Annotated in this window: 20 protein-coding genes; 10 read left to right on the plus strand and 10 right to left on the minus strand. The window is 72.3% G+C overall.

Going from position 1 to position 19,938, the window contains the following annotated elements; all coding sequences use genetic code 11:
* Positions 1 to 133: 133 nt before the first annotated feature.
* Together L2C96_RS36115 and ppgK are read right to left on the minus strand one after the other, a co-directional pair.
* Positions 134 to 1,534, minus strand: a complete 1,401-nt coding sequence (locus tag L2C96_RS36115; RefSeq protein ID WP_027935077.1) for an RNA polymerase sigma factor — start codon at positions 1,532 to 1,534, stop codon at positions 134 to 136.
* Between the two features lie 188 nt (positions 1,535 to 1,722).
* Positions 1,723 to 2,484: a polyphosphate--glucose phosphotransferase gene (gene ppgK, locus L2C96_RS36120; RefSeq protein WP_020418728.1), complete on the minus strand. Its 762-nt coding sequence runs from the start codon at positions 2,482 to 2,484 to the stop codon at positions 1,723 to 1,725.
* A 64-nt stretch (positions 2,485 to 2,548) separates the two neighbouring features.
* On the opposite strand from ppgK, the gene L2C96_RS36125 reads away from it, so the two are divergent.
* Positions 2,549 to 3,367: an inositol monophosphatase family protein gene (locus tag L2C96_RS36125; protein WP_027935978.1), complete on the plus strand. Its 819-nt coding sequence runs from the start codon at positions 2,549 to 2,551 to the stop codon at positions 3,365 to 3,367.
* 168 nt (positions 3,368 to 3,535) lie between these two features.
* Here L2C96_RS36125 and cei read toward each other — a convergent pair whose 3' ends face one another.
* A complete protein-coding gene (gene cei / locus L2C96_RS36130; protein ID WP_027935977.1) occupies positions 3,536 to 4,210 on the minus strand; it encodes an envelope integrity protein Cei in 675 nt (224 codons plus the stop codon).
* Between the two features lie 392 nt (positions 4,211 to 4,602).
* On the opposite strand from cei, the gene L2C96_RS36135 reads away from it, so the two are divergent.
* Positions 4,603 to 4,911, plus strand: coding sequence for a DUF4193 domain-containing protein (locus L2C96_RS36135; protein WP_017983710.1), 309 nt, complete (start codon positions 4,603 to 4,605; stop codon positions 4,909 to 4,911).
* 17 nt (positions 4,912 to 4,928) lie between these two features.
* On the opposite strand, the gene L2C96_RS36140 is transcribed toward L2C96_RS36135, so the two are convergent.
* Positions 4,929 to 5,429, minus strand: coding sequence for a DUF3093 domain-containing protein (locus L2C96_RS36140; protein ID WP_237339399.1), 501 nt, complete (start codon positions 5,427 to 5,429; stop codon positions 4,929 to 4,931).
* Between the two features lie 24 nt (positions 5,430 to 5,453).
* Between L2C96_RS36140 and dut the strand changes: the two genes are divergently transcribed.
* Both dut and L2C96_RS36150 read left to right on the plus strand, forming a co-directional pair.
* Positions 5,454 to 5,936 carry a dUTP diphosphatase gene (gene dut, locus L2C96_RS36145; protein ID WP_026153312.1) on the plus strand — a complete coding sequence of 161 codons (483 nt, stop codon included), beginning with the start codon at positions 5,454 to 5,456 and terminating at the stop codon, positions 5,934 to 5,936.
* A complete protein-coding gene (locus tag L2C96_RS36150) occupies positions 5,936 to 6,592 on the plus strand; it encodes a DUF3710 domain-containing protein (protein ID WP_020418724.1) in 657 nt (218 codons plus the stop codon). The genes dut and L2C96_RS36150 overlap by 1 nt, the downstream gene beginning before the upstream one ends.
* 508 nt (positions 6,593 to 7,100) lie before the next feature.
* Here the strand turns inward: L2C96_RS36150 and L2C96_RS36155 are convergent.
* Positions 7,101 to 7,796: an alpha/beta fold hydrolase gene (locus tag L2C96_RS36155; protein ID WP_237339429.1), complete on the minus strand. Its 696-nt coding sequence runs from the start codon at positions 7,794 to 7,796 to the stop codon at positions 7,101 to 7,103.
* A gap of 115 nt (positions 7,797 to 7,911) precedes the next feature.
* On the opposite strand from L2C96_RS36155, the gene L2C96_RS36160 reads away from it, so the two are divergent.
* From L2C96_RS36160 to L2C96_RS36170, 3 genes are all read left to right on the plus strand, one after another.
* Positions 7,912 to 8,289: an OB-fold nucleic acid binding domain-containing protein gene (locus tag L2C96_RS36160; protein WP_026153310.1), complete on the plus strand. Its 378-nt coding sequence runs from the start codon at positions 7,912 to 7,914 to the stop codon at positions 8,287 to 8,289.
* Between the two features lie 12 nt (positions 8,290 to 8,301).
* On the plus strand, positions 8,302 to 9,060 hold the full coding sequence (locus L2C96_RS36165; RefSeq protein WP_372491306.1) for a DUF3159 domain-containing protein: 759 nt from the start codon (positions 8,302 to 8,304) through the stop codon (positions 9,058 to 9,060).
* A gap of 582 nt (positions 9,061 to 9,642) precedes the next feature.
* Positions 9,643 to 9,825 carry an alpha/beta fold hydrolase gene (locus tag L2C96_RS36170; RefSeq protein ID WP_237339400.1) on the plus strand — a complete coding sequence of 61 codons (183 nt, stop codon included), beginning with the start codon at positions 9,643 to 9,645 and terminating at the stop codon, positions 9,823 to 9,825.
* On the opposite strand, the gene L2C96_RS36175 is transcribed toward L2C96_RS36170, so the two are convergent.
* Positions 9,822 to 10,478, minus strand: coding sequence for a potassium channel family protein (locus L2C96_RS36175; protein ID WP_020418719.1), 657 nt, complete (start codon positions 10,476 to 10,478; stop codon positions 9,822 to 9,824). The two genes, L2C96_RS36170 and L2C96_RS36175, sit on opposite strands and share 4 nt — an antisense overlap.
* On the minus strand, positions 10,478 to 11,143 hold the full coding sequence (locus L2C96_RS36180) for a potassium channel family protein (RefSeq protein WP_020418718.1): 666 nt from the start codon (positions 11,141 to 11,143) through the stop codon (positions 10,478 to 10,480). The genes L2C96_RS36175 and L2C96_RS36180 overlap by 1 nt, the downstream gene beginning before the upstream one ends.
* A 104-nt stretch (positions 11,144 to 11,247) precedes the next feature.
* On the opposite strand from L2C96_RS36180, the gene L2C96_RS36185 reads away from it, so the two are divergent.
* Genes L2C96_RS36185 through L2C96_RS36195 form a run of 3 tightly spaced genes read left to right on the plus strand, consistent with a single transcriptional unit; the run spans position 11,248 to position 15,585 of the window.
* Positions 11,248 to 13,275: an APC family permease gene (locus L2C96_RS36185; RefSeq protein WP_020418717.1), complete on the plus strand. Its 2,028-nt coding sequence runs from the start codon at positions 11,248 to 11,250 to the stop codon at positions 13,273 to 13,275.
* Complete coding sequence (locus L2C96_RS36190; RefSeq protein ID WP_237339401.1) at positions 13,272 to 14,468, plus strand: class I SAM-dependent RNA methyltransferase; 1,197 nt, start codon at positions 13,272 to 13,274, stop codon at positions 14,466 to 14,468. Before L2C96_RS36185 ends, L2C96_RS36190 begins: the two co-directional genes overlap by 4 nt.
* A 40-nt stretch (positions 14,469 to 14,508) precedes the next feature.
* Complete coding sequence (locus L2C96_RS36195; RefSeq protein ID WP_237339402.1) at positions 14,509 to 15,585, plus strand: DUF2786 domain-containing protein; 1,077 nt, start codon at positions 14,509 to 14,511, stop codon at positions 15,583 to 15,585.
* A 969-nt stretch (positions 15,586 to 16,554) separates the two neighbouring features.
* Here L2C96_RS36195 and L2C96_RS36200 read toward each other — a convergent pair.
* Genes L2C96_RS36200 through L2C96_RS36210 form a run of 3 tightly spaced genes read right to left on the minus strand, consistent with a single transcriptional unit; the run spans position 16,555 to position 19,921 of the window.
* Entirely contained in the window at positions 16,555 to 17,301 is a 747-nt protein-coding gene (locus L2C96_RS36200) for a succinate dehydrogenase/fumarate reductase iron-sulfur subunit (protein ID WP_237339403.1), read from the minus strand.
* Positions 17,298 to 19,226, minus strand: coding sequence for a fumarate reductase/succinate dehydrogenase flavoprotein subunit (locus L2C96_RS36205; protein ID WP_237339404.1), 1,929 nt, complete (start codon positions 19,224 to 19,226; stop codon positions 17,298 to 17,300). The genes L2C96_RS36200 and L2C96_RS36205 overlap by 4 nt, the downstream gene beginning before the upstream one ends.
* On the minus strand, positions 19,223 to 19,921 hold the full coding sequence (locus tag L2C96_RS36210) for a succinate dehydrogenase cytochrome b subunit (RefSeq protein WP_237339405.1): 699 nt from the start codon (positions 19,919 to 19,921) through the stop codon (positions 19,223 to 19,225). Before L2C96_RS36210 ends, L2C96_RS36205 begins: the two co-directional genes overlap by 4 nt.
* Positions 19,922 to 19,938: the final 17 nt, after the last annotated feature.

Here is a 19,938-nt window from a genome sequence, read left to right on the forward strand (position 1 = left end):
CGGGGGCGGGGGAGGTCTGGTTGGGGTAGTCGGCTGCTTTGCGTTGCCGGCTTGCGTTGCGTTGCGTTGGCTTGCGGAGAAAAAGAAGGAGCCCGGGCCGCTTTGGTGGCCCGGGCTCCTTCTTCTTGTGCTTTTAGTCCAGGTAGTCCCGCAGGACCTGCGAGCGGCTGGGGTGCCGCAGCTTGGACATCGTCTTCGATTCGATCTGCCGGATGCGCTCGCGCGTGACCCCGTAGACCTGGCCGATTTCGTCTAAAGTCCTCGGCTGGCCGTCGGTCAGGCCGAAGCGCAGCCGGACCACGCCGGCCTCGCGCTCGGACAGCGTCTGCAGCACCGACTGGAGCTGGTCCTGCAGCAATGTGAACGACACGGCGTCGACCGCGACGACCGCTTCCGAGTCCTCGATGAAGTCGCCCAGCTGCGAGTCGCCCTCGTCGCCGATCGTCTGGTCCAGCGAGATCGGCTCGCGGGCGTACTGCTGGATCTCCAGGACCTTCTCCGGGGAGATGTCCATCTCCTTCGCGAGCTCCTCGGGGGTGGGCTCGCGGCCGAGGTCCTGCAGCAGCTCACGCTGGATGCGGCCGAGCTTGTTGATCACCTCGACCATGTGGACCGGTATGCGGATGGTCCGGGCCTGGTCGGCCATCGCGCGGGTGATCGCCTGCCGGATCCACCACGTCGCGTACGTGGAGAACTTGTAGCCCTTCGTGTAGTCGAACTTCTCGACCGCACGGATGAGGCCCAGGTTGCCCTCCTGGATCAGGTCCAGGAACGCCATGCCGCGGCCGGTGTAGCGCTTGGCCAGCGACACGACCAGACGGAGGTTCGCCTCCAGCAGGTGGTTCTTGGCGCGCTCCCCGTCCCGGATGATCCAGCGCAGGTCGCGGCGCATCTGGGTGGCGAGCTTCTCGCCCTCCTCCTCCGCGATGCGCAGCCGCTCGGCCGCGTACAGGCCGGCCTCGATCCGCTTGGCGAGCTCGACCTCCTCCTCGGCGTTGAGCAGCGCGACCTTGCCGATCTGCTTCAGGTACGCGCGGACCGAGTCCGCGGACGCGGTGAGCTCGGCGTCCTTGCGGGCCTGCCGCAGGGCCTCCGACTCCTCCTCGTCCCAGACGAAGTCGCGGTCGGTCGACTTGGCGCCCGACTTCGCGGCCGGCGTCTTCTCGTCCGGCTCGTCCTCGTCGAGGTCCTCGGCTTCGTCGGTGACGGTCGCGTCGACGACGTCGACCTCCACCTCGCTTTCGAGGTCGGCGAGGTCGGCCTCGAGGTCGACGTCCTCGATGTCCTCGCCGCCGGGGCCGTCCGGCTCCCCGTCGTCGGTCTTGCCGGCCTTGCGGGTGGTGCGGCCCTTGGCCGGAGCCTTCTTCGGGCCCTTGGCCGCGGCCGGCTTGCGGGTGGTCGCCTTCTTCGTGGCGCCGGAGCCCTGAGCCTCGGCCTCGGTCACGTTCTCACGGCCCGCGTCGGGTTCCGCGCTCACGTCGGCGGCGCTCGTTGTCTTCGTGCCGCTTCGGGTAGCGGTTTTTGCGGCTGCCACGTACGCCCTTTCGCAGCGGTCGATCACGGCGAGCCGGGATGGTGGGTCCCGGCTGCCTCAGATTCGGGGAACGTCCCGCGGCCTGCGGTTTTGTCCTCCGCGACCGTGGGCCGTGTTCCATTGTAACGACGATACGCCGGTGCGTTGCGGCCGATCATCGTTCAAACCCGGGGCGGCCTGTTCGCAGGTCAGTGCTCCAGGCCCTCGGCCGCCGCCAGCGCCGCGCCCACGATCCCCGCGTTGTTCTGCAGCGATGCGACCAGGACCGGTGTCCTGATCTCCAGCAGCGGCACCCACTTCTCGGCCTTCTTGCTGACCCCGCCGCCCACGATGAACAGATCCGGCCAGATGAGGTTCTCCAGCACGGAAAGGTAACGGTTCACGCGCTTGGCCCAGTGCGGGTAGGACAGGCCCTCGTTGTCCTTGACGGAGGCGGCCGCCTTCTTCTCCGCGTCGTGCCCGTCGACCTCGAGGTGGCCGAACTCCGTGTTCGGCATCAGGGTGCCGTGCTGGAACAGCGCGCTGCCGATGCCGGTGCCGAACGTCAGCAGGGTGGTGACGCCCTTGCGGGCCCGCGGGTCGCCGTAGCGGATCTCGGCCATGCCCGCCGCGTCGGCGTCGTTGAGCATCGCGATGTCGTCCTCGTGGCGGTCCAGCCGCTTGGCGAACAACGCGTCCGCGTCGGTGCCGATCCAGCTGGGGTCGATGTTCGCCGCGGTGTGCGCGACGCCCTTCTTGACCACCGCGGGCAGCGTGATGCCGACCGGGCCCTCCCAGCCGAAGTGGGCCACGATCTGGGCCACCACGTCGGCCACCGCGTCCGGGGTCGCCGGGCGCGGGGTGTCGATCCGGAAGCGGTCGCCGATCAGTGCGCCCTTTTCCAGGTCGACAAGGGCGCCCTTGATACCGCTGCCGCCGATGTCGATTCCGAAACCACGGGTCGCCGTCATTGGCGCCGTCCCTTCTCGCTCGATTCAGAAACCTGTGCCGGAGACTTTAACCGGGTGTGGTCCCATGGTGGACGTGGGAGCTGCCGAAACAGAGTTGAAGGACGTCGCCGTCCAGGTCGCGGCCGAGGCCGCGGACCTGGTCCGCCGTGCCCGTGACGCCATGGTCGCAGGTGAGCCGGTGTCGGTCGAGACCAAGACGACGGACACCGACGTCGTCACCGCGGTCGACCGCGCCGCCGAGCAGCTGGTGCGCGATCGGCTGGCGGAGCTGCGTCCGGGGGACCACGTCCTGGGGGAGGAGGCGGGCGGCGCGGCGGGCGACGGCGTCACCTGGGTGGTGGACCCGATCGACGGCACCGTCAACTTCCTCTACGGCGCGCCCCTGTTCGCCGTGTCGCTCGCGGCGCAGGTGGACGGGGTGTCGGTGGCCGGGGCGGTCGTGGAACCCGTCAGCGGGCGCTGCTGGACGGCCGTGCGGGGCCAGGGCGCGTGGCTCGACGGGCGGCGGCTCGCGGTGTCCTCGCCCGAGCGGCTGGAGCTGAGCCTGATCGGCACCGGGTTCGCCTACCAGGCCGAGCGGCGTGCCCGGCAGGCCCGGTTGGTGTCCGGGCTGCTGACCCGCGTGCGCGACGTCCGCCGGGCCGGGGTGGCCTCGCTCGACCTGTGCGCCGTGGCGGCCGGGTGGCTGGACGGGTACGTGGAGCACGGCCTGCACCGCTGGGACTGGGCGGCCGGGGCGCTGGTGGCGGAGGAAGCCGGCGCGGTGGTGCACCTGCCCGGCGCGGACCCGGCCCTGGGGGAGGACGCGACCTTCGCGGCCGCGCCGTCGATCGCCGGAGCGCTCTACGACGCGGCCGTGGAGTGCGGCGTCAAGGACGTGTAGCGGCCGCCCGCGGACTCTCGGCCGGGTGCCGGACCCTCGCCCGCGAGTGACGAACTCGCGGGCACGGGTGCGGGATTCGCGCCCGCCGGCGGCCTCTTCGGCCGCTTTCCGGCGGGTCCTGACTCGCCCCCTGAGGGCAGAATCCGGCGCGAGCGCCCGCGACGCGCGTCAGCAGGTGCCGGGGCGGGCGGCGGCCAGCAGTGCTTCGTCGATCACCGGCGGGTTCACCGCGGACTGCTCGCCCCCGTCGCCGTGCTGGCCGGACCACGCCTGCAACTGCGCGAGGATGTCGCGCGCCGCCTGGGTCGGCACCACGTCGCCGAAGGCGCTGCCGATCGCCAGGTCCACGCTCGCGTCCTCGCGGTTGTCCCGCACCAGTTCGACGCACGGCACGACCAGGCTGAGCGTGCGCGCCGCGGAGCTGCCGTTGTCGCCGAAGCGCAACTGGCCGCGGCAGGCCGCCTCGTCGGTCGCGTACGCGGGGTCGTTCTCCGGCGGCGCGATCTGCGTGAAACCCAGCTGCCGCAGGCTTTCCGTGGTGATCGCGGCCTGCCCGCGCTTCTCGCTCGCGTTGAGCACCTTCACCGCGATCCGGTCGGCGGGCACGGGCGTCGTCTCGTCGAGCGCGTTGTAACCCAAGTTGGTGTACGTCACACCGGGTGGCGGCGTGGGCGGCGGATCGCACCGCAGCGCCTCGTCGATGTCCTGCTTGCTGGTGATCGCGCGCACCCAGATGACCATCGCGACGAGCCCGAGCACCCCAATCACGATCAAGGCGGGCAGCGGGCGGCGCTTGCGGTAGGGCCGCGATCTCCGGTTGCCGTAACCGATCCCCGACGACACCTGCCCCACCCCTTCGATCGAAGACCCGAACACCCGCTCGCCCGAACCGTCGTTCCTGATCAGCGTAGGCGTTACAGTGCACCAGCGTCGTCACCCGTCCGAAGCCGGGGTACTTCTCGCACGGTCCCACGGGCGTCCCCGGAATGTGTTCCCCCTGTTGGGTGACGTATGTCCTGCTTCGAATGACACTCTGCGCGTCCGGGTAAAGCGTGAGCTACCCTCTGCGGGCTCCGCCCGTAGATCAGGTACCGAAACACGTTGCTGAAGAGAGACCTGGCTCACTACGGCGGCGGGCACAAACCGGGGCGCTGGGACGTTGACCAGCGGCACGATGGCATGCGAACAGCGTGCTTGAACAGTGATTACGAAGCTGATCGCAGGGGTGAGGGACAATGGCGACCGACTACGACGCTCCGCGCCGCAGCGAAGCCGACGAGCTCGCCGAGGACTCGTTGGAGGAGCTGAAGGCTCGCCGGAACGAGACGCAGTCCGGCGTGGTGGACGTGGACGAGGACGCGAGCGCGGAGAACTTCGAGCTTCCGGGCGCGGACCTCTCCGGGCTGTCGGGTGAGGACCTGACGGTGAAGGTGGTGCCGAAGCAGGCTGACGAGTTCACCTGCTCCGTGTGCTTCCTGGTGCACCACCGGAGCAGGCTGGCGGAGGAGCACAACGGGCAGATGATCTGCCGCGACTGCGCGTGACACCGCGGACGGCCGGGCTACTTCCCTGAGCGGAGCAGCTCGGCCAGGGCCTCCGGCCTGCGGGTACTGAACACCCAGTATGGGGTCGGATCCGCGGGGTCGGTCAGGTGCACGCGCAGCAGCGAACCGACCCAGCCGCGATGCGTCACGTAAGCGGCGGGGTCGAGTTCCGGCCCCATCGCCTTCCGCTTCCGGTCCTTCCCGATGACCTCGACCTCACCCACGAACCGCAACGGCAGATGAGCGTCACCGACTTCGAGCTCGTCGCCGGTCACCCGGATCCGGGCCCGGCCCATGGCCACCAGCCACGCCACCATCAACGGCATCAGCACCGCGAACGGCAGCCACAGCGGCACCGCCGGGTAGCCGAGGTGGATCTCGTAGGCCAGCAGCGCCGCGCCCGCCAGCGGCAGCGGCCAGCCCCACCACGACAGGTACAGCCGTTCGGAATACCGCGTGCTGCCGTCTCCCGCAGTCGTCTCGCCCACCGCACCGGCCGCGCTCGCGTACTCACCCATGCCTCCAGGGTAGTCTCGCCGCCCGTGTCCCCCGTGCAGGTCCTGCTCACCCGGCTCGATCCGGGTGTCCCGATCCCGTCCTACGCAAGGCCCGGCGACGCCGGAGCCGACCTGGTGACCACCACCGACGTCGTGCTGGCGCCTGGTGAGCGGGTGCTCGTCGGCACCGGCGTGGCGATCGCGCTGCCGCCGGGCTACGCCGGGTTCGTGCACCCGCGCTCCGGCCTGGCCGCGCGCACCGGGCTGTCCGTGGTGAACACGCCGGGCACCATCGACTCGGGCTACCGCGGGGAGATCAAGGTGTGCCTGGTCAACCACGACCGCAGCGAGCCGATCCGGCTCGCGCGGGGCGACCGGATCGCGCAGCTGGTGGTCCAGCGCGTGGAGACGGCCGAGTTCGTGGAGGTCGCGGAGCTTGCGGCGACGGAACGCGGGGCCGGCGGGTACGGCTCGACCGGCGGGCATGCGACGCTGACCGGGAATCCCGGGGAAGGAACGAGGGAGTAGTGGGCATCTTCGGACGCAAGAAGCGGGGCCGCCACGCGATGGCCGACCCCGGCGAGTCCTGGGACTCGGACATCGCCGAGGAGCCGGAAGAGGACCCGGAGCCGGAGCCGGAGGCCACCGACGGGCCGTTCGACATCGCCGACGCGCCGGAGGACGGCAAGCCGCGGATCGACCTCGGCTCGGTGCGGGTCCCGGTGCCCGACGGCACCCAGGTGCAGGTCGAGATGGACCCGCAGGCCGGTGGCGTGCGCGCGGTGCACGTGGTGACCGCGCACGGCCAGGTCACGGTGAGCGCTTACGCGGCGCCGCGGTCCGGTGGGCTGTGGCGTGAGGTGGTCGGCGAGCTGACCGAGCAGCTGCGCAACGACGGCGCCAAGGTCGCGCCGGGCCAGGGCGAGTGGGGGCCGGAGCTGTCCGCGCTGATCGGCGACGTGGCGCTGCGGTTCGTCGGGGTCGACGGGCCGCGCTGGATGCTGCGCGGCGTGATCGCGGGCCCGCAGTCGATGGCGGCCGAGGCGCCCGCCGTGCTGCGCGAGATCGTCCGCGGCACGATCGTCGACCGCGGCGACGCGCCGATGCCGGTGCGCACGCCGCTGCCGATCACGCTGCCGGAGGCGGTCGCGGAGCACATCGCGCAGCAGCAGGGGCAGCAGTAGGCGCGCCGTCCGGGGATCGTGCGCGCTGCGGTGCGTGTGCCCGTCTTGCCCGATCCGGTCGAGGGCTCTGGTGGTCCTGGCCGCGGGGGCTGGCGGCGGGGTGCGGTCGTGGGCCGCTTGGCCGACGCTGCGCTCATCGTCGGCGCGCCAACGGTGAGCCGCATTGGGGCGCACAGAGACCTGTACCGCCGGGGTGCTCGTCCGGTGCTGCGGTGGTGCCTGCGCTTCGATTTTCCGCCGCCGAGGCCGGCCGATTCGTTCGGGACCAGACGCCACCGCGGTCTACTGCCGCGGGGTGCGGCCCTGGCTGTCGCGCTGCGGTCGTGGCAGCGCCTGCCCGACGCCGCGCCGGCGTCGGGCGTCGGCACCCCAACGGCGAGCGCGCCTGATCGGATCGCACGGGGTGCTGTACCGCCGGGGTGCTCGTCCAGTAGCGCGGTGGTGCCTGGTCGCCGTGGCCGCGCTGGTGGTCACCGCCGTGGCGGCCGCCGCGGCAGCGGTGCGGACCTCAGCCGCGCGCCTGGAGCCAGGCCAGCAGCGCGGCCCGGCCCAGTGACTCGCGATCGGCGCCGAGCGCGGTCAGCGTGGTCTCCCGCACCACGGCGCGGGGAAGCGCTTCCGCCCAGGCGTGCGCCACCGCGGCCGGGTGGACCGGATCGTCGGTGCACGCGGCGATGCCGACCGGGACGTCCAGCTCCGCCAGCGCGTCCAGCGTCGGCGCGGGGTGGGCCGCCGCGACGCGCAGGCTCGCCGCCAGGCCGTCCCCGTGCCGCCGCCAGGCCCTCGTCAGCTCGGCGGCGAGCCAGGGCGCCACTCCGGCCGTCGCGAGCCGCAGCGCCTCCTCCAGGCCGTGCGAGTCGACCAGGTCCGCGGAGGCGCGCGCGGCGAGCGAGGCCGGCGCGTCGTCCGGGCGGCCGCACCAGGCCGGCATCGCGAGCATCAGGCCGGCGCATTTGTCGGGGTTGCGGATCGCCCATTCGGCGGCCAGGTGCGCGCCCAGGGAGATGCCTCCGGCGAGCACCGGGCCGCCGGCCGCCGCCTCGTCGAGTGACGCCAGCAGACCTGCTGTCACAGCGGCGCCGCCCGGCGGTTCGGGGGTTCGTGTGCGCATCCCGAACGCACCCAGCGGACCTGCGAAAACAGACCGGACGAACACCTCGTCCGAGCCCGTCCCGGGTAGCAGGACAGCGGCCGGTTTCGGCATAGCGGACGTCACGTTGCGATCTTGCCGCAAAGCGGTTGTGCTGGCCCCCACGAGGTTAGGCTGGATGACGAACGGGCCGTTCGAGTCGGGGGCCCTGGAACAGGAGCAGACGCCTATGTCCGCCAAAGACGGCGGCTATTTCAGCCGGCTGGTGCGCAAGCTGACCAGCGACGTCGAGGAACTCGACGCTGATGATCTGTCCGAAAAATCCGAGGCGGGCGGCGCGCGGCGGGCCTGTGACTGCCGGTCGGGCGAAGAGGTGACCGTCCTCGGGCGGTTGCGCAGCGTGGAGCTGTGTCCCACGAAAGAGGCGGCGACACTGCGTGCCGAGTTGTTCGACGGCACGGAGGGCGTGACGCTAGTCTGGCTGGGACGGCGCCGCATCCCGGGCATCGAACCGGGCCGGACCATCAAGGTCCGGGGACGCATGGCCGAGCGAGACGGCCAGAAGGTGCTGTACAACCCGTTCTACGAGCTGCAGACGACCTCCTGAATTGGTAACCGCGTGACTGAACCCGCCCGTCCAGGCGACAAGACCGATCCGAACCCCGCCACAGACGGGGCCGAGCTTGGGCGGGCGGGTGAGCGGCCCGAGCCCACGATGCTGGAACAGATGGGCGGGGTGTCCGGCCTCGTCTACTCGTCCGTGCCGATCGTGGTGTTCGTGCTCGCGAACTCGTTCTTCGGGCTCACCGTCGGCATCTGGAGCGCCGTCGGCAGCGCCGCGCTGATCACGATCGTGCGTCTGGTGCGCCGCGAGTCGCTGCAGCCGGCCATCTCCGGCCTGTTCGGCGTCGGCATCGGCGCGTTCATCGCCTACCGCACCGGGTCCGCGAAGGGCTTCTTCCTGTTCGGGATCTGGGCGAGCCTCGTCTACTGCGGCGTGTTCGTGCTGTCCGTGGTGGTGCGCTGGCCGCTGGCGGGCGTGATCTGGAACTTCCTCAACGGCACCGGCACCGCGTGGCGCCGGGACAAGCCGTCCCGCCTCGGCTACGACGTCGCCACCCTCGCGCTGGCCGCCGTGTTCGGGGCGCGGTTCGTGGTGCAGCGGTGGCTGTACGAGGCCGACTACACCGGCTGGCTGGCGTTCGCGAAGATCGCGATGGGCTGGCCGCTGTACGGGCTGGCGCTGCTGGTCGTCGTGTGGGCCGTGCGCCGCTCCGACAAGCGCCTCAAGGAGATCGAAGAGGCCCGCGTCGCCGAGGAGGCGGACGTCGAGGCCCGCCTCCGCCTCAAGTACGGCCAGCCGCCGCAGGAGGCCTAGCGCGCCCGGTCCGCCTCCGCGCGGATGCCGGTTCTCACCGAGACGCTGTGCGTTGGGGCCGTGAGCGCCCTGCCTGCTCAGGAGCACGGTGTAGGTCGAAGCCATCAGCGCCCGCATCGACAAGCCGGTCAGTCCGCTCGGAGAGCAGGTTGCGAGCGGCTTGAAGCACCGCGGTCCGGGTGAGCCGGCTCGATGGCCGGGAGCGCGTCCACTTCCACGGCTTCCCCCAAACCCACCTCGCGTGGCGGCACGTGGCGAAGCGGGCCACCGCGGCGACGGTCGTCGCGATGATGCGCGAACTCGGCCACGAGCGGTTCAGCGTCGTCGGGCACGCCCGGGGAGCGCTGGTGGCCTTCCGGGCCGCACTCGACGACTCCGGCGTCGTCGAGCACCTCGCGGTGCTCGACGTGATTCCGACCGCGGACACCTGGACCGGCGCGATCCCGGCCGACGGCCGGGCGCCTACCCGGCCGCGGTGGGCACCCGCGGGCGATCCACGCGATCTGCCAGGACTACCGCGCCGGCGCGTTCGTCGACGCCGGGCACAACCAGGCCGACCGCGACGCCGGCCGCATCCTGTCGATGCCGGTCCTGGCGATCTGGCAGGACCCCGGCGACCTCGTCCTGCCGTTCGACCCGCGACAGGTGTGGGCGAGCTGGGCGCCCGACCTACGCGCCCGGGCCCTGCCCTGCGGCCACTTCCTGCCGGAGGAACGGCCCGTCGAGGTCACCGCCGCGATCCGGGACCTCCTCGCGGCACGCTAGTAGCCCAGCGCCTTGCGGATGTCGTTCTCGACCTCGGCGTTGGCGACGAACAGCAGTTCGTCGCCCGGCTCCAGCGGGTCCTCCGGCTGCGGCACGATCACCCGGTCGCCGCGCAGGATCGTCACCAGCGCGGCGTCCCGCGGCAGCGCCAGGTCGCTCACCGGGCGGCCGGCCAGCGGGGTCTGGTCGGGCAGGGTCAGCTCGACCAGGTTCGCCTGCCCCTGCCGGAAGGTCAGCAGCCGCACCAGGTCGCCGACGCTGACCGCCTCCTCGACCATCGCGGCCAGGATCCGCGGCGTCGACACGGCGACGTCCACGCCCCACGCGTCGGTGTAGAGCCACTCGTTGGCCGGGTTGTTCACCCGCGCCACGACCCGCCGCACCGCGAACTCGGTCTTCGCCAGCAGCGACACGACCAGGTTCACCTTGTCGTCACCGGTCGCGGCGATCACCACGTCGCAGCGCTCGATGCCGGAGTCCTCCAGCGTCGAGACCTCGCACGCGTCGCCGAGCACCCAGTCGGCCTGCTCGACGGCGTCCGGCTCGAACTGCCCGGCCTGCCGTTCGATCAGCATGACCTGGTGGCCGCCGTCGATGAGCTCCTTGGCGATGGACCGGCCCACCGCGCCGGCTCCCGCGATCGCGACCCGCATCAGGCTTCCTCCTCCGGCGCGCGCGCCGCGGTGCTCGTCACGTCGCCGACGGTCCCGGACCTCGCGGCCACGTAGACCAGGTCGTCCGCCTGCAACACCGTCTTGGAATCGGGCAGAACGGGCGTGCCGAACCGCATGATGAACGCGACCCGCGCGCCGGTCGACTCCTGCAGCTCGTTGACGCTGCGGCCGATCCAGCCCTCGTGCAGCGGCAGCTGCAGCACCGCGACGTTGCCGCTCGGGTCCCGCCACGCCGAGGCCACCCCGTCGGGCAGCAGCGTGCGCAGGAACCGGTCAGTCGTCCACGGCACGGTCGCCACGGTGGGGATGCCCAGCCGCTCGTAGACCGCCGCGCGCTTCGGGTCGTAGATGCGGGCCACGACGTGCTCGACGCCGAAGTTCTCCCGCGCCACCCGCGCCGAGATGATGTTCGAGTTGTCGCCGCTGGACACCGCGGCGAAGGCGCCCGCCTTCTCGATGCCCGCGTCGATCAGCACCTGCCGGTCGAAGCCCATGCCGAGCACCTGCTGGCCGTGGAAGTCGCTGCCGAGCCTGCGGAACGCCTCCTGCGCCTTGTCGATCACCGCGACCTCGTGACCGAGGCGCTCGAGGGCCGCGGCCAGGGACGCGCCGACCCGGCCGCACCCCATGATCACCACGTGCACGTCACTGCCTCCTGTGTGTCACCCGAACGGCGGTTACCCGGTAGATGCCGACGCAGAACCTACCTTGTCCGGCCCCCTCGCGGACCCGCCCGTACCCTTCTGACGTGTCGAAGATTGCGACCGCCACCAAACGGCTGCTCGTCGGCCGTCCGTTCCGGAGCGACCGGCTCTCCCACACCCTGCTCCCGAAGCGGATCGCGCTGCCGATCTTCGCGTCGGACGCGCTCTCGAGCGTCGCGTACGCGCCCGAAGAGATCTTCCTGACGCTGAGTGTCGCGGGGCTGTCGGCCTACGCCTACTCGCCGTGGATCGGCATCGCCGTCGCCGTGGTCATGCTGGTCGTGGTGGCTTCCTACCGCCAGAACGTGCACGCCTACCCCAGTGGCGGCGGCGACTACGAGGTCGCGAGCACCAACCTCGGCGGCAGATTCGGCCTGACCGTCGCGAGCGCTCTGCTGGTCGACTACGTCCTCACCGTGGCGGTGTCGACTTCGTCCGGCGTGGCCAACATCGGGTCGGCGATCCCGTTCGTGGCCGAGCACAAGGTGCTCAGCGCGGTGATCATCGTGGTGGTCCTGACCTCGATCAACCTGCGTGGCGTGCGCGAGTCCGGCAAGGCCTTCGCAATTCCGACATACGGGTTCATCATCGGCATTCTGGGCATGGTCGCGTGGGGCCTGTTCGAGGCCGTCCGCGGCACGCCGATGCGCGCCGAGAGCGCGGACTTCGACCTGCACGCCGAGGCGTCTTTCACCGGCTTCGCGTTCGTCTTCCTCATCGCCCGCGCGTTCTCCTCGGGCGCGGCGGCGCTGACCGGTGTCGAGGCGATCAGCAACGGCGTGCCCGCCTTCCGCAAGCCGAAGTCGAAGAACGCGGCCACCACGCTGCTGATGATGGGCCTGCTCGCGGTGACGATGCTGCTGGGCATCATCACGCTGGCGATCCTCACCGACGTCAAGTTCGCCGAAGACCCGGCGACCCAGCTGAGCGGCACCCCCGAGGGCTACCAGCAGAAGACGATCGTCGCCCAGATCGCGCAGGCGGTGTTCCCGCACTTCGAGCCCGCCTTCTACTACATCTCCTTCAGCACCGGCATCATCCTGCTGCTGGCCGCGAACACCGCCTTCAACGGCTTCCCGGTGCTGGCCTCGATCCTCGCGCAGGACCGGTTCCTGCCGCGCCAGCTGCACACCCGCGGCGACCGGCTGACCTTCTCCAACGGCATCCTGTTCCTCGCCGCGTTCGCGCTGGTCCTGATCATCGCGTTCGACGCCGAGGTCACCAAGCTGATCCAGCTCTACATCGTGGGCGTGTTCGTGTCGTTCACGGTGAGCCAGGCCGGCATGCTGCGGCACTGGAACCGGCTGCTGTCCAGGGAGACCGACCCGGCGGCGCGGCGGCGGATGCGCCGCTCGCAGACGGTCAACGCGATCGGCCTCACCATGACCGGCACCGTGCTGATCATCGTGCTGATCACGAAGTTCCTGCTCGGCGCGTGGATCGCGATCGCCGCGATGGTGGCGATCTACCTGCTGATGACCGCGATCCGCAAGCACTACGACCGGGTCGCCGAGGAGCTGGCCGCGCTGGACGGCAACCCGACCGTGCTGCCCTCGCGCAACCACGCGATCGTGCTGGTGTCCAAACTGCACCTGCCGACCATGCGCGCCCTCGCCTACGCGAAGGCCATGCGGCCGGACGTCCTGGAGGCCGTGACGGTCAACGTGGACGACGCCGAGACGCGGCAGCTGACCGCCGACTGGGAGGCCAAGGGCTTCAAGGTTCCGCTGAAGGTCGTCGAATCGCCGTACCGCGAGATCACGCGCCCGGTGCTGGACTACGTCAAGCGCGTGCGCGGCGACAACCCGCGCGACGTGGTGACCGTGTTCATCCCGGAGTACGTCGTCGGGCACTGGTGGGAGCAGCTGCTGCACAACCAGAGCGCCCTGCGCCTGAAGGGCCGGCTGCTGTTCCAGCCGGGCGTGATGGTCACCAGCGTGCCGTGGCAGCTGGCGTCCTCGGCGAAGGCGGTGCGGCGCGCGGCCCGGTCCCGCCCGGCGGCCGGCGACGTGCGGCGCGGCTTCTTCGGGGACGGGACCCGCAACGGGGCGGGCAAGGACGGCGGGAAGTGACCGGGCAGGACTGGACCGGCCGGATCCTGGAGCTCGAGGTGGGACCCGTCGCCCACGGCGGGCATTGCGTGTCCAGGGTGGACGGTCGTGTCGTGTTCGTCCGGCACGCGCTGCCCGGCGAGCTGGTGCGTGCCGAGGTGACCGAGGACAAGGGCGGCTCGTTCTGCCGCGCGGACGCGGTGGAGGTGCTCCGCGCGGCGCCGGAACGGGTCGATCCGCCGTGCCCGCTGGCCGTGCCGGGGCAGTGCGGCGGCTGCGACTGGCAGCACGCGACGCCGGAGTTCCAGCGGGAGCTCAAGGGCCGCGTGGTCGCCGAGCAGCTGCAGCGGCTGGCCGGGCTGGACTGGCCGGTCGAGGTCGAGGCGCTGCCCGGGGGTGCGCTGGGCTGGCGGTCGCGGGTCCGGCTGGTCGCCGGGCCGGACGGGCGCGCCGGGTTGCGCGCGCACCGCAGCCACCGGGTCGTGGCGCTGGAGAAGTGCCCGATCTCGGTGCCGGGCGCGCTGGACCGCGCGTTGTCGCGGCGCTGGCGGCCGGGCACGGAGATCGAGGTGACCAGCGACGGGGACGGCCACGTGCACGCCCGCGAGCTGGCGACCGTGCGGGGCAAGCGCCGGGCGAGGCAACTGGCCGGCGGGGAGGCGGTGCAGCACGCGGCGGGCCGGGACTGGCGGCTGCAGGCGCACGGGTTCTGGCAGGTGCACCCCGCGGCGGCGGAGACGTTCGCGTCGGTGGTGCGGGAGTGGGCGCGGGCCTCGCCCGGCGAGCTGGCCTGGGACCTCTACGCGGGGGTCGGGTTGTTCGCGTCGGTGCTGGCCGCGCAGGTCGGCGTGACGGGGCACGTGGTCGCGGTCGAGTCGGGGCAGCGCGCGGTGAGCGACGGCGAGCGGAACCTGGCGGATCTGCCGCAGGTGAGCTGGCGGGCCGGCCGGACGGAGCACGTGCTGCGGTCGCTGTCCGGAAAGCCGGAGGTCGTGGTGCTGGACCCGCCGCGGTCCGGGGCCGGGCGCGAGGTGGTCCAGGCGGTGGCGGCGGCTTCGCCGGAGCGGGTGGTGTACGTGGCGTGCGATCCGGCGGCGCTGGCCCGGGACGTCGCGACGTTCGGCGAGTCGGGGTACCGGCTGGAGCGGTTGCGGGCGTTCGACGCGTTCCCGATGACCCACCACGTGGAGTGCGTGGCGCTGCTGGTGCGCTGAGGCGCCCGGAATTGTCGGTGCCCTCCGGCATGATGCGGGCATGGCCGAGTCCACCGTGGAAACGTTCGCCGTCCTGCTGTGCGATGCCGCCCAGCGGCGGCTGGGTGAGCTCGCCGCGCGGGAGCTGGCGGGCCCGCGCTACGACGCGCGGCTGATCGACCGGGCGGCGGAGCTGGCGCTGCGCGAGGTGCTGTCCCGGTTGTGGCGGACCGGGTGGCAGCCGGGGGACGTGCACCAGATCGCGGTGCGGCGGCTGGACCGGCGCGGGGTCGCGCTGACGTCGGACGCGCTCGCCGGGTGCGACGGCGCCGAGCGGCCGTTGCTGGAGCGGTGGTCGGAGCGGCACGGCGTGGAGCGCGTGGCGGCGTTGCTCGTGGTGCTGTCGGTGCTGGAGGTGCTGCTGCCCCTGCCGCGGTTGCCGGAGGTGCCTGTGCCGGCGGAGCGGGCGGGCGTGGACGAGAAGGTGCTGGCGCGGATACGGGCGCTGCTGGCGAAGGCGGAGTCGACGTCGTTCCCCGAGGAGGCGGAGGCGCTGTCGGCGAAGGCGCAGCAGCTGATGAGCCGGTACTCGTTCGAGCAGGCGCTGGTGGACGAGCCGGTGCCGAGGGCGGGTTCGGCGCGGCGGTTCTGGCTGGAGCAGCCGTACCTCGGGCCGAAGTCGTCGCTGGTGTCGGCGGTCGCGATGGCCAACCGGTGCCGGGCCGCGTTCTACGCCAAGCTGGGGTTCGTGGCGCTGGTCGGCCACGAGGTCGATCTGGACCTGGTGGAGTTGCTGTCGACGTCGCTGCTGGTGCAGGCGAACGAGGCGATGCTGTCCGCCGGCCGCGGCGCGCGGACCCGCTCGTTCCGGCACGCCTTCCTGCTCGCCTACGCGACGCGAATAGGCGAACGCCTGACCGACGCCGACCGCGCGGCGGGAGCGGAGTTCGCGGAGGCGCGGCTGGTCCCGATCCTCGCCCGGCGCCGCCAGGAGGTGGACACGCTGTTCACGGAGTTGTTCCCGCACACGACAACCCGCCGGACAACCATCAGCAACGGCGAGGGCTGGACAGCAGGCCGAGAAGCCGCCAACCACGCACGGCTGACGGTGGAGCGCGCCGAGGTGGAGGCGGGTTAGGACTTTGAGGCGCGGCCGCCCCGAAGCGGCGCGGCCTGGGGCGGCGCGCTTCGCCTTGGCCGCGGGCGAGGGTGGGCGGCGGTGATGCATTGCCCAGGATGCGGCTGCTCGGCAGCCCCGAAGCCGCCCCACGCTGCGGCGCGCGCTGGGGCCGCTGAGGCCGCGTCGCCGCTGAGGCTCGCTGCCGCTGAGGCCGCGCTACCGCGTCGCCGCCGCTGATGCCGGCTGCCAATGAGGCCGCACTGCCGCTGGGGCCGCGTCACCGTGCTGCCGCGCCGCGCGCTGCCGCGCTGCGCGCTGCCGCGCTGCCGCGCCGCGCACTGCCACGCCGCCGCCGCTGCGGCCGCGCTCCCGCGCGCACGGTTCGCCCTGAGAACGCTGCCCGGGATGCGGCTGCTCGGCAGCGCCAGGCACGCGTGTGACATCGCGCTGCTGCGCAGCCGGCGCTGCTGCGCCGCGCCCGCCCCGCTTCCGCGTGCCGTCTGCGACGCTTCCGCCCTACCTGAACGCCGCCGCCTCATCGGCGCGCCGCCGCCTGCGCGCCACCCGCTTCCACCCCGTCCGCTGCGGTTCCGCTCCCGCCTGCACGCCGCTGCCTCATCGGGCGCCCCGCCCGCGCGTTGCGCGCGCGTGGCCGCCGCGCTGCCCCGCCGCCTGCGCGCGCGTGGCTGCCGTCCCGCCCCGCCACCCCCACAGGGCGCACCACCGGGGCCGCAGCGCCGCTTCGCCCTGCCGCTTCGCCCTGCCGCTGCGCCCTGCCGCTGCGCCCTGCCGCCGCAGCGCGGCCGGCCCATCACCCGGACCGCAGCGCCGTAGCGCCGCCCGGCCGCCCCGCCGCCGCCCCGCCGCCCCGCCGCCGCAGCGTCGCTACGCCCCGGGGCGCCCCGCCGCAGCACTGCCCCGCCCCGCCCCGCCCCACCGCCGCGTCCCACCGCCGCCCGGCCGCCCCGCCCCACCGCCGCCAGCCCATCACCCGGGCCGCAACGCCGCGCCCAGCACGTCCCGATTCAGGCGCCCTATCGTGTCCAGCGGAATGCCCTTCGGGCACACCGCCGTGCACTCGCCGCTGTTGGTGCAGCCTCCGAAGCCCTCCGCGTCCTGCGCGGCCACCATCGACACCGCCCGCGCCGGCCGTTCCGGCTCGCCCTGCGGGAGGACCCCCAGGTGCGTCGCCTTGGCGGCGGTGAACAGCATGGCCGAACCGTTCGGGCACGCGGCCACACAAGCACCGCAGCCGATGCACGCCGCCGCTTCGAAAGCGATGTCCGCCGCCGGCTTCGGCACCGGCGTCGCGTGGGCTTCGGGTGCGCTGCCGGTCGGCGCGGTGATGTACCCGCCCGCTTCGATGATCCGGTCCAGCGCCCCACGATCGACCACCAAGTCCTTGACCACCGGGAAAGCCCGCGCCCGCCACGGCTCCACCGTCACCGTCTGCCCGTCCGCGAAGTGCCGCAGGTGCAGCTGGCACGTGGTGGTCGCGGCCTGAGGACCGTGCGCCGTGCCGTCGATCACGACCCCGCACGCCCCGCAAATGCCCTCCCGGCAGTCGTGGTCGAACGCCACCGGCTCCTCGCCCGCGGCGGTGAGGCGCTCGTTCAGCACGTCGAGCACCTCCAGGAACGACATGTCCGGCGACAGGTCGTCCACCTCGTACCGCACCAGCCGGCCGCGGTCCGCCGCGTCCTTCTGCCGCCAGATCTTCAACACGAGTTTCACGAGTAGCTCCGCTGACTGGGTGTGACATGGTCGAACGACAACGCCTCGCGGTGCAGCACCGGCGGCTGCCCCACCCCGGTGAACTCCCACGCGGCCACGTACGAGAACGCCGCGTCGTCGCGCCGCGCCTCGCCGTCGGCGGTCTGGCTCTCCTCCCGGAAGTGCCCGCCGCAGGATTCGGTGCGGTGCAACGCGTCCACGCACATCAGCTCCGCCAGCTCCAGGAAGTCCGCGACCCGCCCGGCCTTCTCCAGCGACTGGTTGAGCGAAGCCCCCGAACCCGGCACCCGCAGCCGCGACCAGAACTCCTCGCGCAGCGCCAGGATCAGCTCCAGCGCCTTCCGCAGCCCCGTCTCGCTGCGGCTCATCCCGCAGTGCTCCCACAGCACCGCGCCCAGCTCGCGGTGGAAGTCCTCCGCGGACCGGTCCCCGTCCACGGCCAGCAGCCGCGCGATCCGGTCCTCGACCTCCGCCTGCGTCCCGGACACGTCGCCGACCGCCGGGAACGGGCCGTCGGCCAGGTAGTCGCCGATCGTCGTGGGCAGCACGAAGTACCCGTCCGCGAGGCCCTGCATCAACGCGCTCGCCCCGAGCCGGTTGGCGCCGTGGTCGGAGAAGTTCGCCTCGCCGATCACGAACAGGCCGGGGATGGTGCTGCGCAGGTCGTAGTCGACCCACAGCCCGCCCATCGTGTAGTGCACGGCCGGGTAGATGCGCATCGGCACCCGGTACGGGTCGTCCCCGGTGATCCGCTCGTACATCGCGAACAGGTTGCCGTAGCGGGATTCCACGCCGTCCCGGCCGAGCCGCTCCAGCGCGTCCGCGAAGTCCAGGTACACCCCGAGCCCGCCGGGCCCGACCCCGCGGCCCGCGTCGCACACGCTCTTCACCGCGCGGGAGGCGATGTCGCGCGGCACGAGGTTCCCGAACGCCGGGTACCGACGCTCCAGGAAGTAGTCGCGCTCCGCTTCCGGGATCTGCGACGGCGGCCGCGTGTCACCGGCCGCGAGTGGCACCCACACCCGCCCGTCGTTGCGCAGGGACTCGCTCATCAACGTCAGCTTCGACTGGTGCCCGCCGCTGACCGGGATGCACGTCGGGTGGATCTGCGTGAAGCACGGGTTGGCGAACAGCGCACCCCGCCGGTGCGCGCGCCAGATCGCGGTCGCGTTGCAGCCCTTGGCGTTCGTGGACAGGTGGAAGGCGTTGCCGTACCCGCCGGTGGCCAGCACCACCGCGTCCGCGACGTGTGTGGAGATCTCGCCGGTGACCAGGTTCCGCACCACGACCCCGCGTGCCCGGCCGTCCACCACGACGAGATCAAGCATCTCGGTGCGCGGGTGCATCGCGATCCGTCCGAGGTGGATCTGCCGCGCCATCGCCTGGTAAGCGCCGAGCAGCAGTTGCTGCCCGGTCTGCCCGCGGGCATAGAAGGTCCGGGACACCTGCGCCCCGCCGAACGAGCGCGTGTCCAGCAGCCCGCCGTACTCCCGCGCGAACGGCACGCCCTGGGCCACGGCCTGGTCGATGATCCGCACGCTCAGCTCGGCCAGACGGTGCACATTGGACTCCCGCGCCCGGAAGTCGCCGCCCTTCACCGTGTCGTAGAAGAGCCGGTGGACGCTGTCGCCGTCGCCGCGGTAGTTCTTGGCCGCGTTGATCCCGCCCTGAGCCGCGATGCTGTGCGCGCGGCGCGGGCTGTCCTGGTAGCAGAACGAGCGGACCTGGTAGCCCAGTTCGGCCAGAGTCGCCGCGGCGGACGCGCCGGCCAGGCCGGTGCCGACCACGATGACCGAGAGCCGTCGCCGGTTGGCGGGGTTGACCAGGCGGGCGGTGAACCGCCGCCGCTCCCAGCGCTGTTCGAGCGGGACGTCCGGCGCGCGGGTGTCGGAGATCGGGGTTCCTTCGACGAACACGGTGCTCACCCGGCCAATCCGGTGACGACGGCGAACGGGACGGACAGGTACCCGGCGGTGACGGCGACCGCGACGCCGAGCGCGACGCCCTGCGCGGTGCGTCGCGCGGCGCCGGACGTGCCCAGGCTCTGCAGCGCGCTCCACAGGCCGTGCCGGATGTGGAACCCGAGCGCGACCACGGCCAGCGTGTAGACCAGCGTCACGTACCAGAGCCGGAAGTCGGCGACGACGTTGTCGTGCACCGCGCCCGGCACTCCGTTCGGGTTGAGGTGCCCGGTGGTCAGGTCGAGCACGTGATAGACGACGAACAACGCGAGGATCACCCCGCCCCAGCGCATGGTGCGTGCCGCGTAGTCGCCCTGGACGCGCCCGCGGTGGGCGTATCGGACCGGCCGGGCGGCCCGGGCGCGACGCGCGAGACGAGCCGCGGTGAGAGCGTGCAGCACGACGCAGACGACCAGCCCGGCGCGCAGCACCCACAGGAACCCGGAGTGCCCGAGGACGCTGTCCAGGATCGTGCGCAGCCAGGCCGCGTAGTGGTCGAAGCTCGCCGCGGACACGAAGAACTTCAGGTTGCCCAGCATGTGCGCGATGACGAAGAGCAGCAGGAGCAGGCCGGTCACGGCCATGATCGCCTTCTGCCCGACGGTCGAGGACCACAGCCGGCGTGGTCGTGGTGGTGCGGAACGTTCGAGAAGGGCCACGTGGGCAGCGTGCGGCC

This window comes from Amycolatopsis tucumanensis (assembly GCF_021654135.1).
Taxonomy (GTDB): Bacteria; Actinomycetota; Actinomycetes; order Mycobacteriales; family Pseudonocardiaceae; genus Amycolatopsis_E; species Amycolatopsis_E tucumanensis.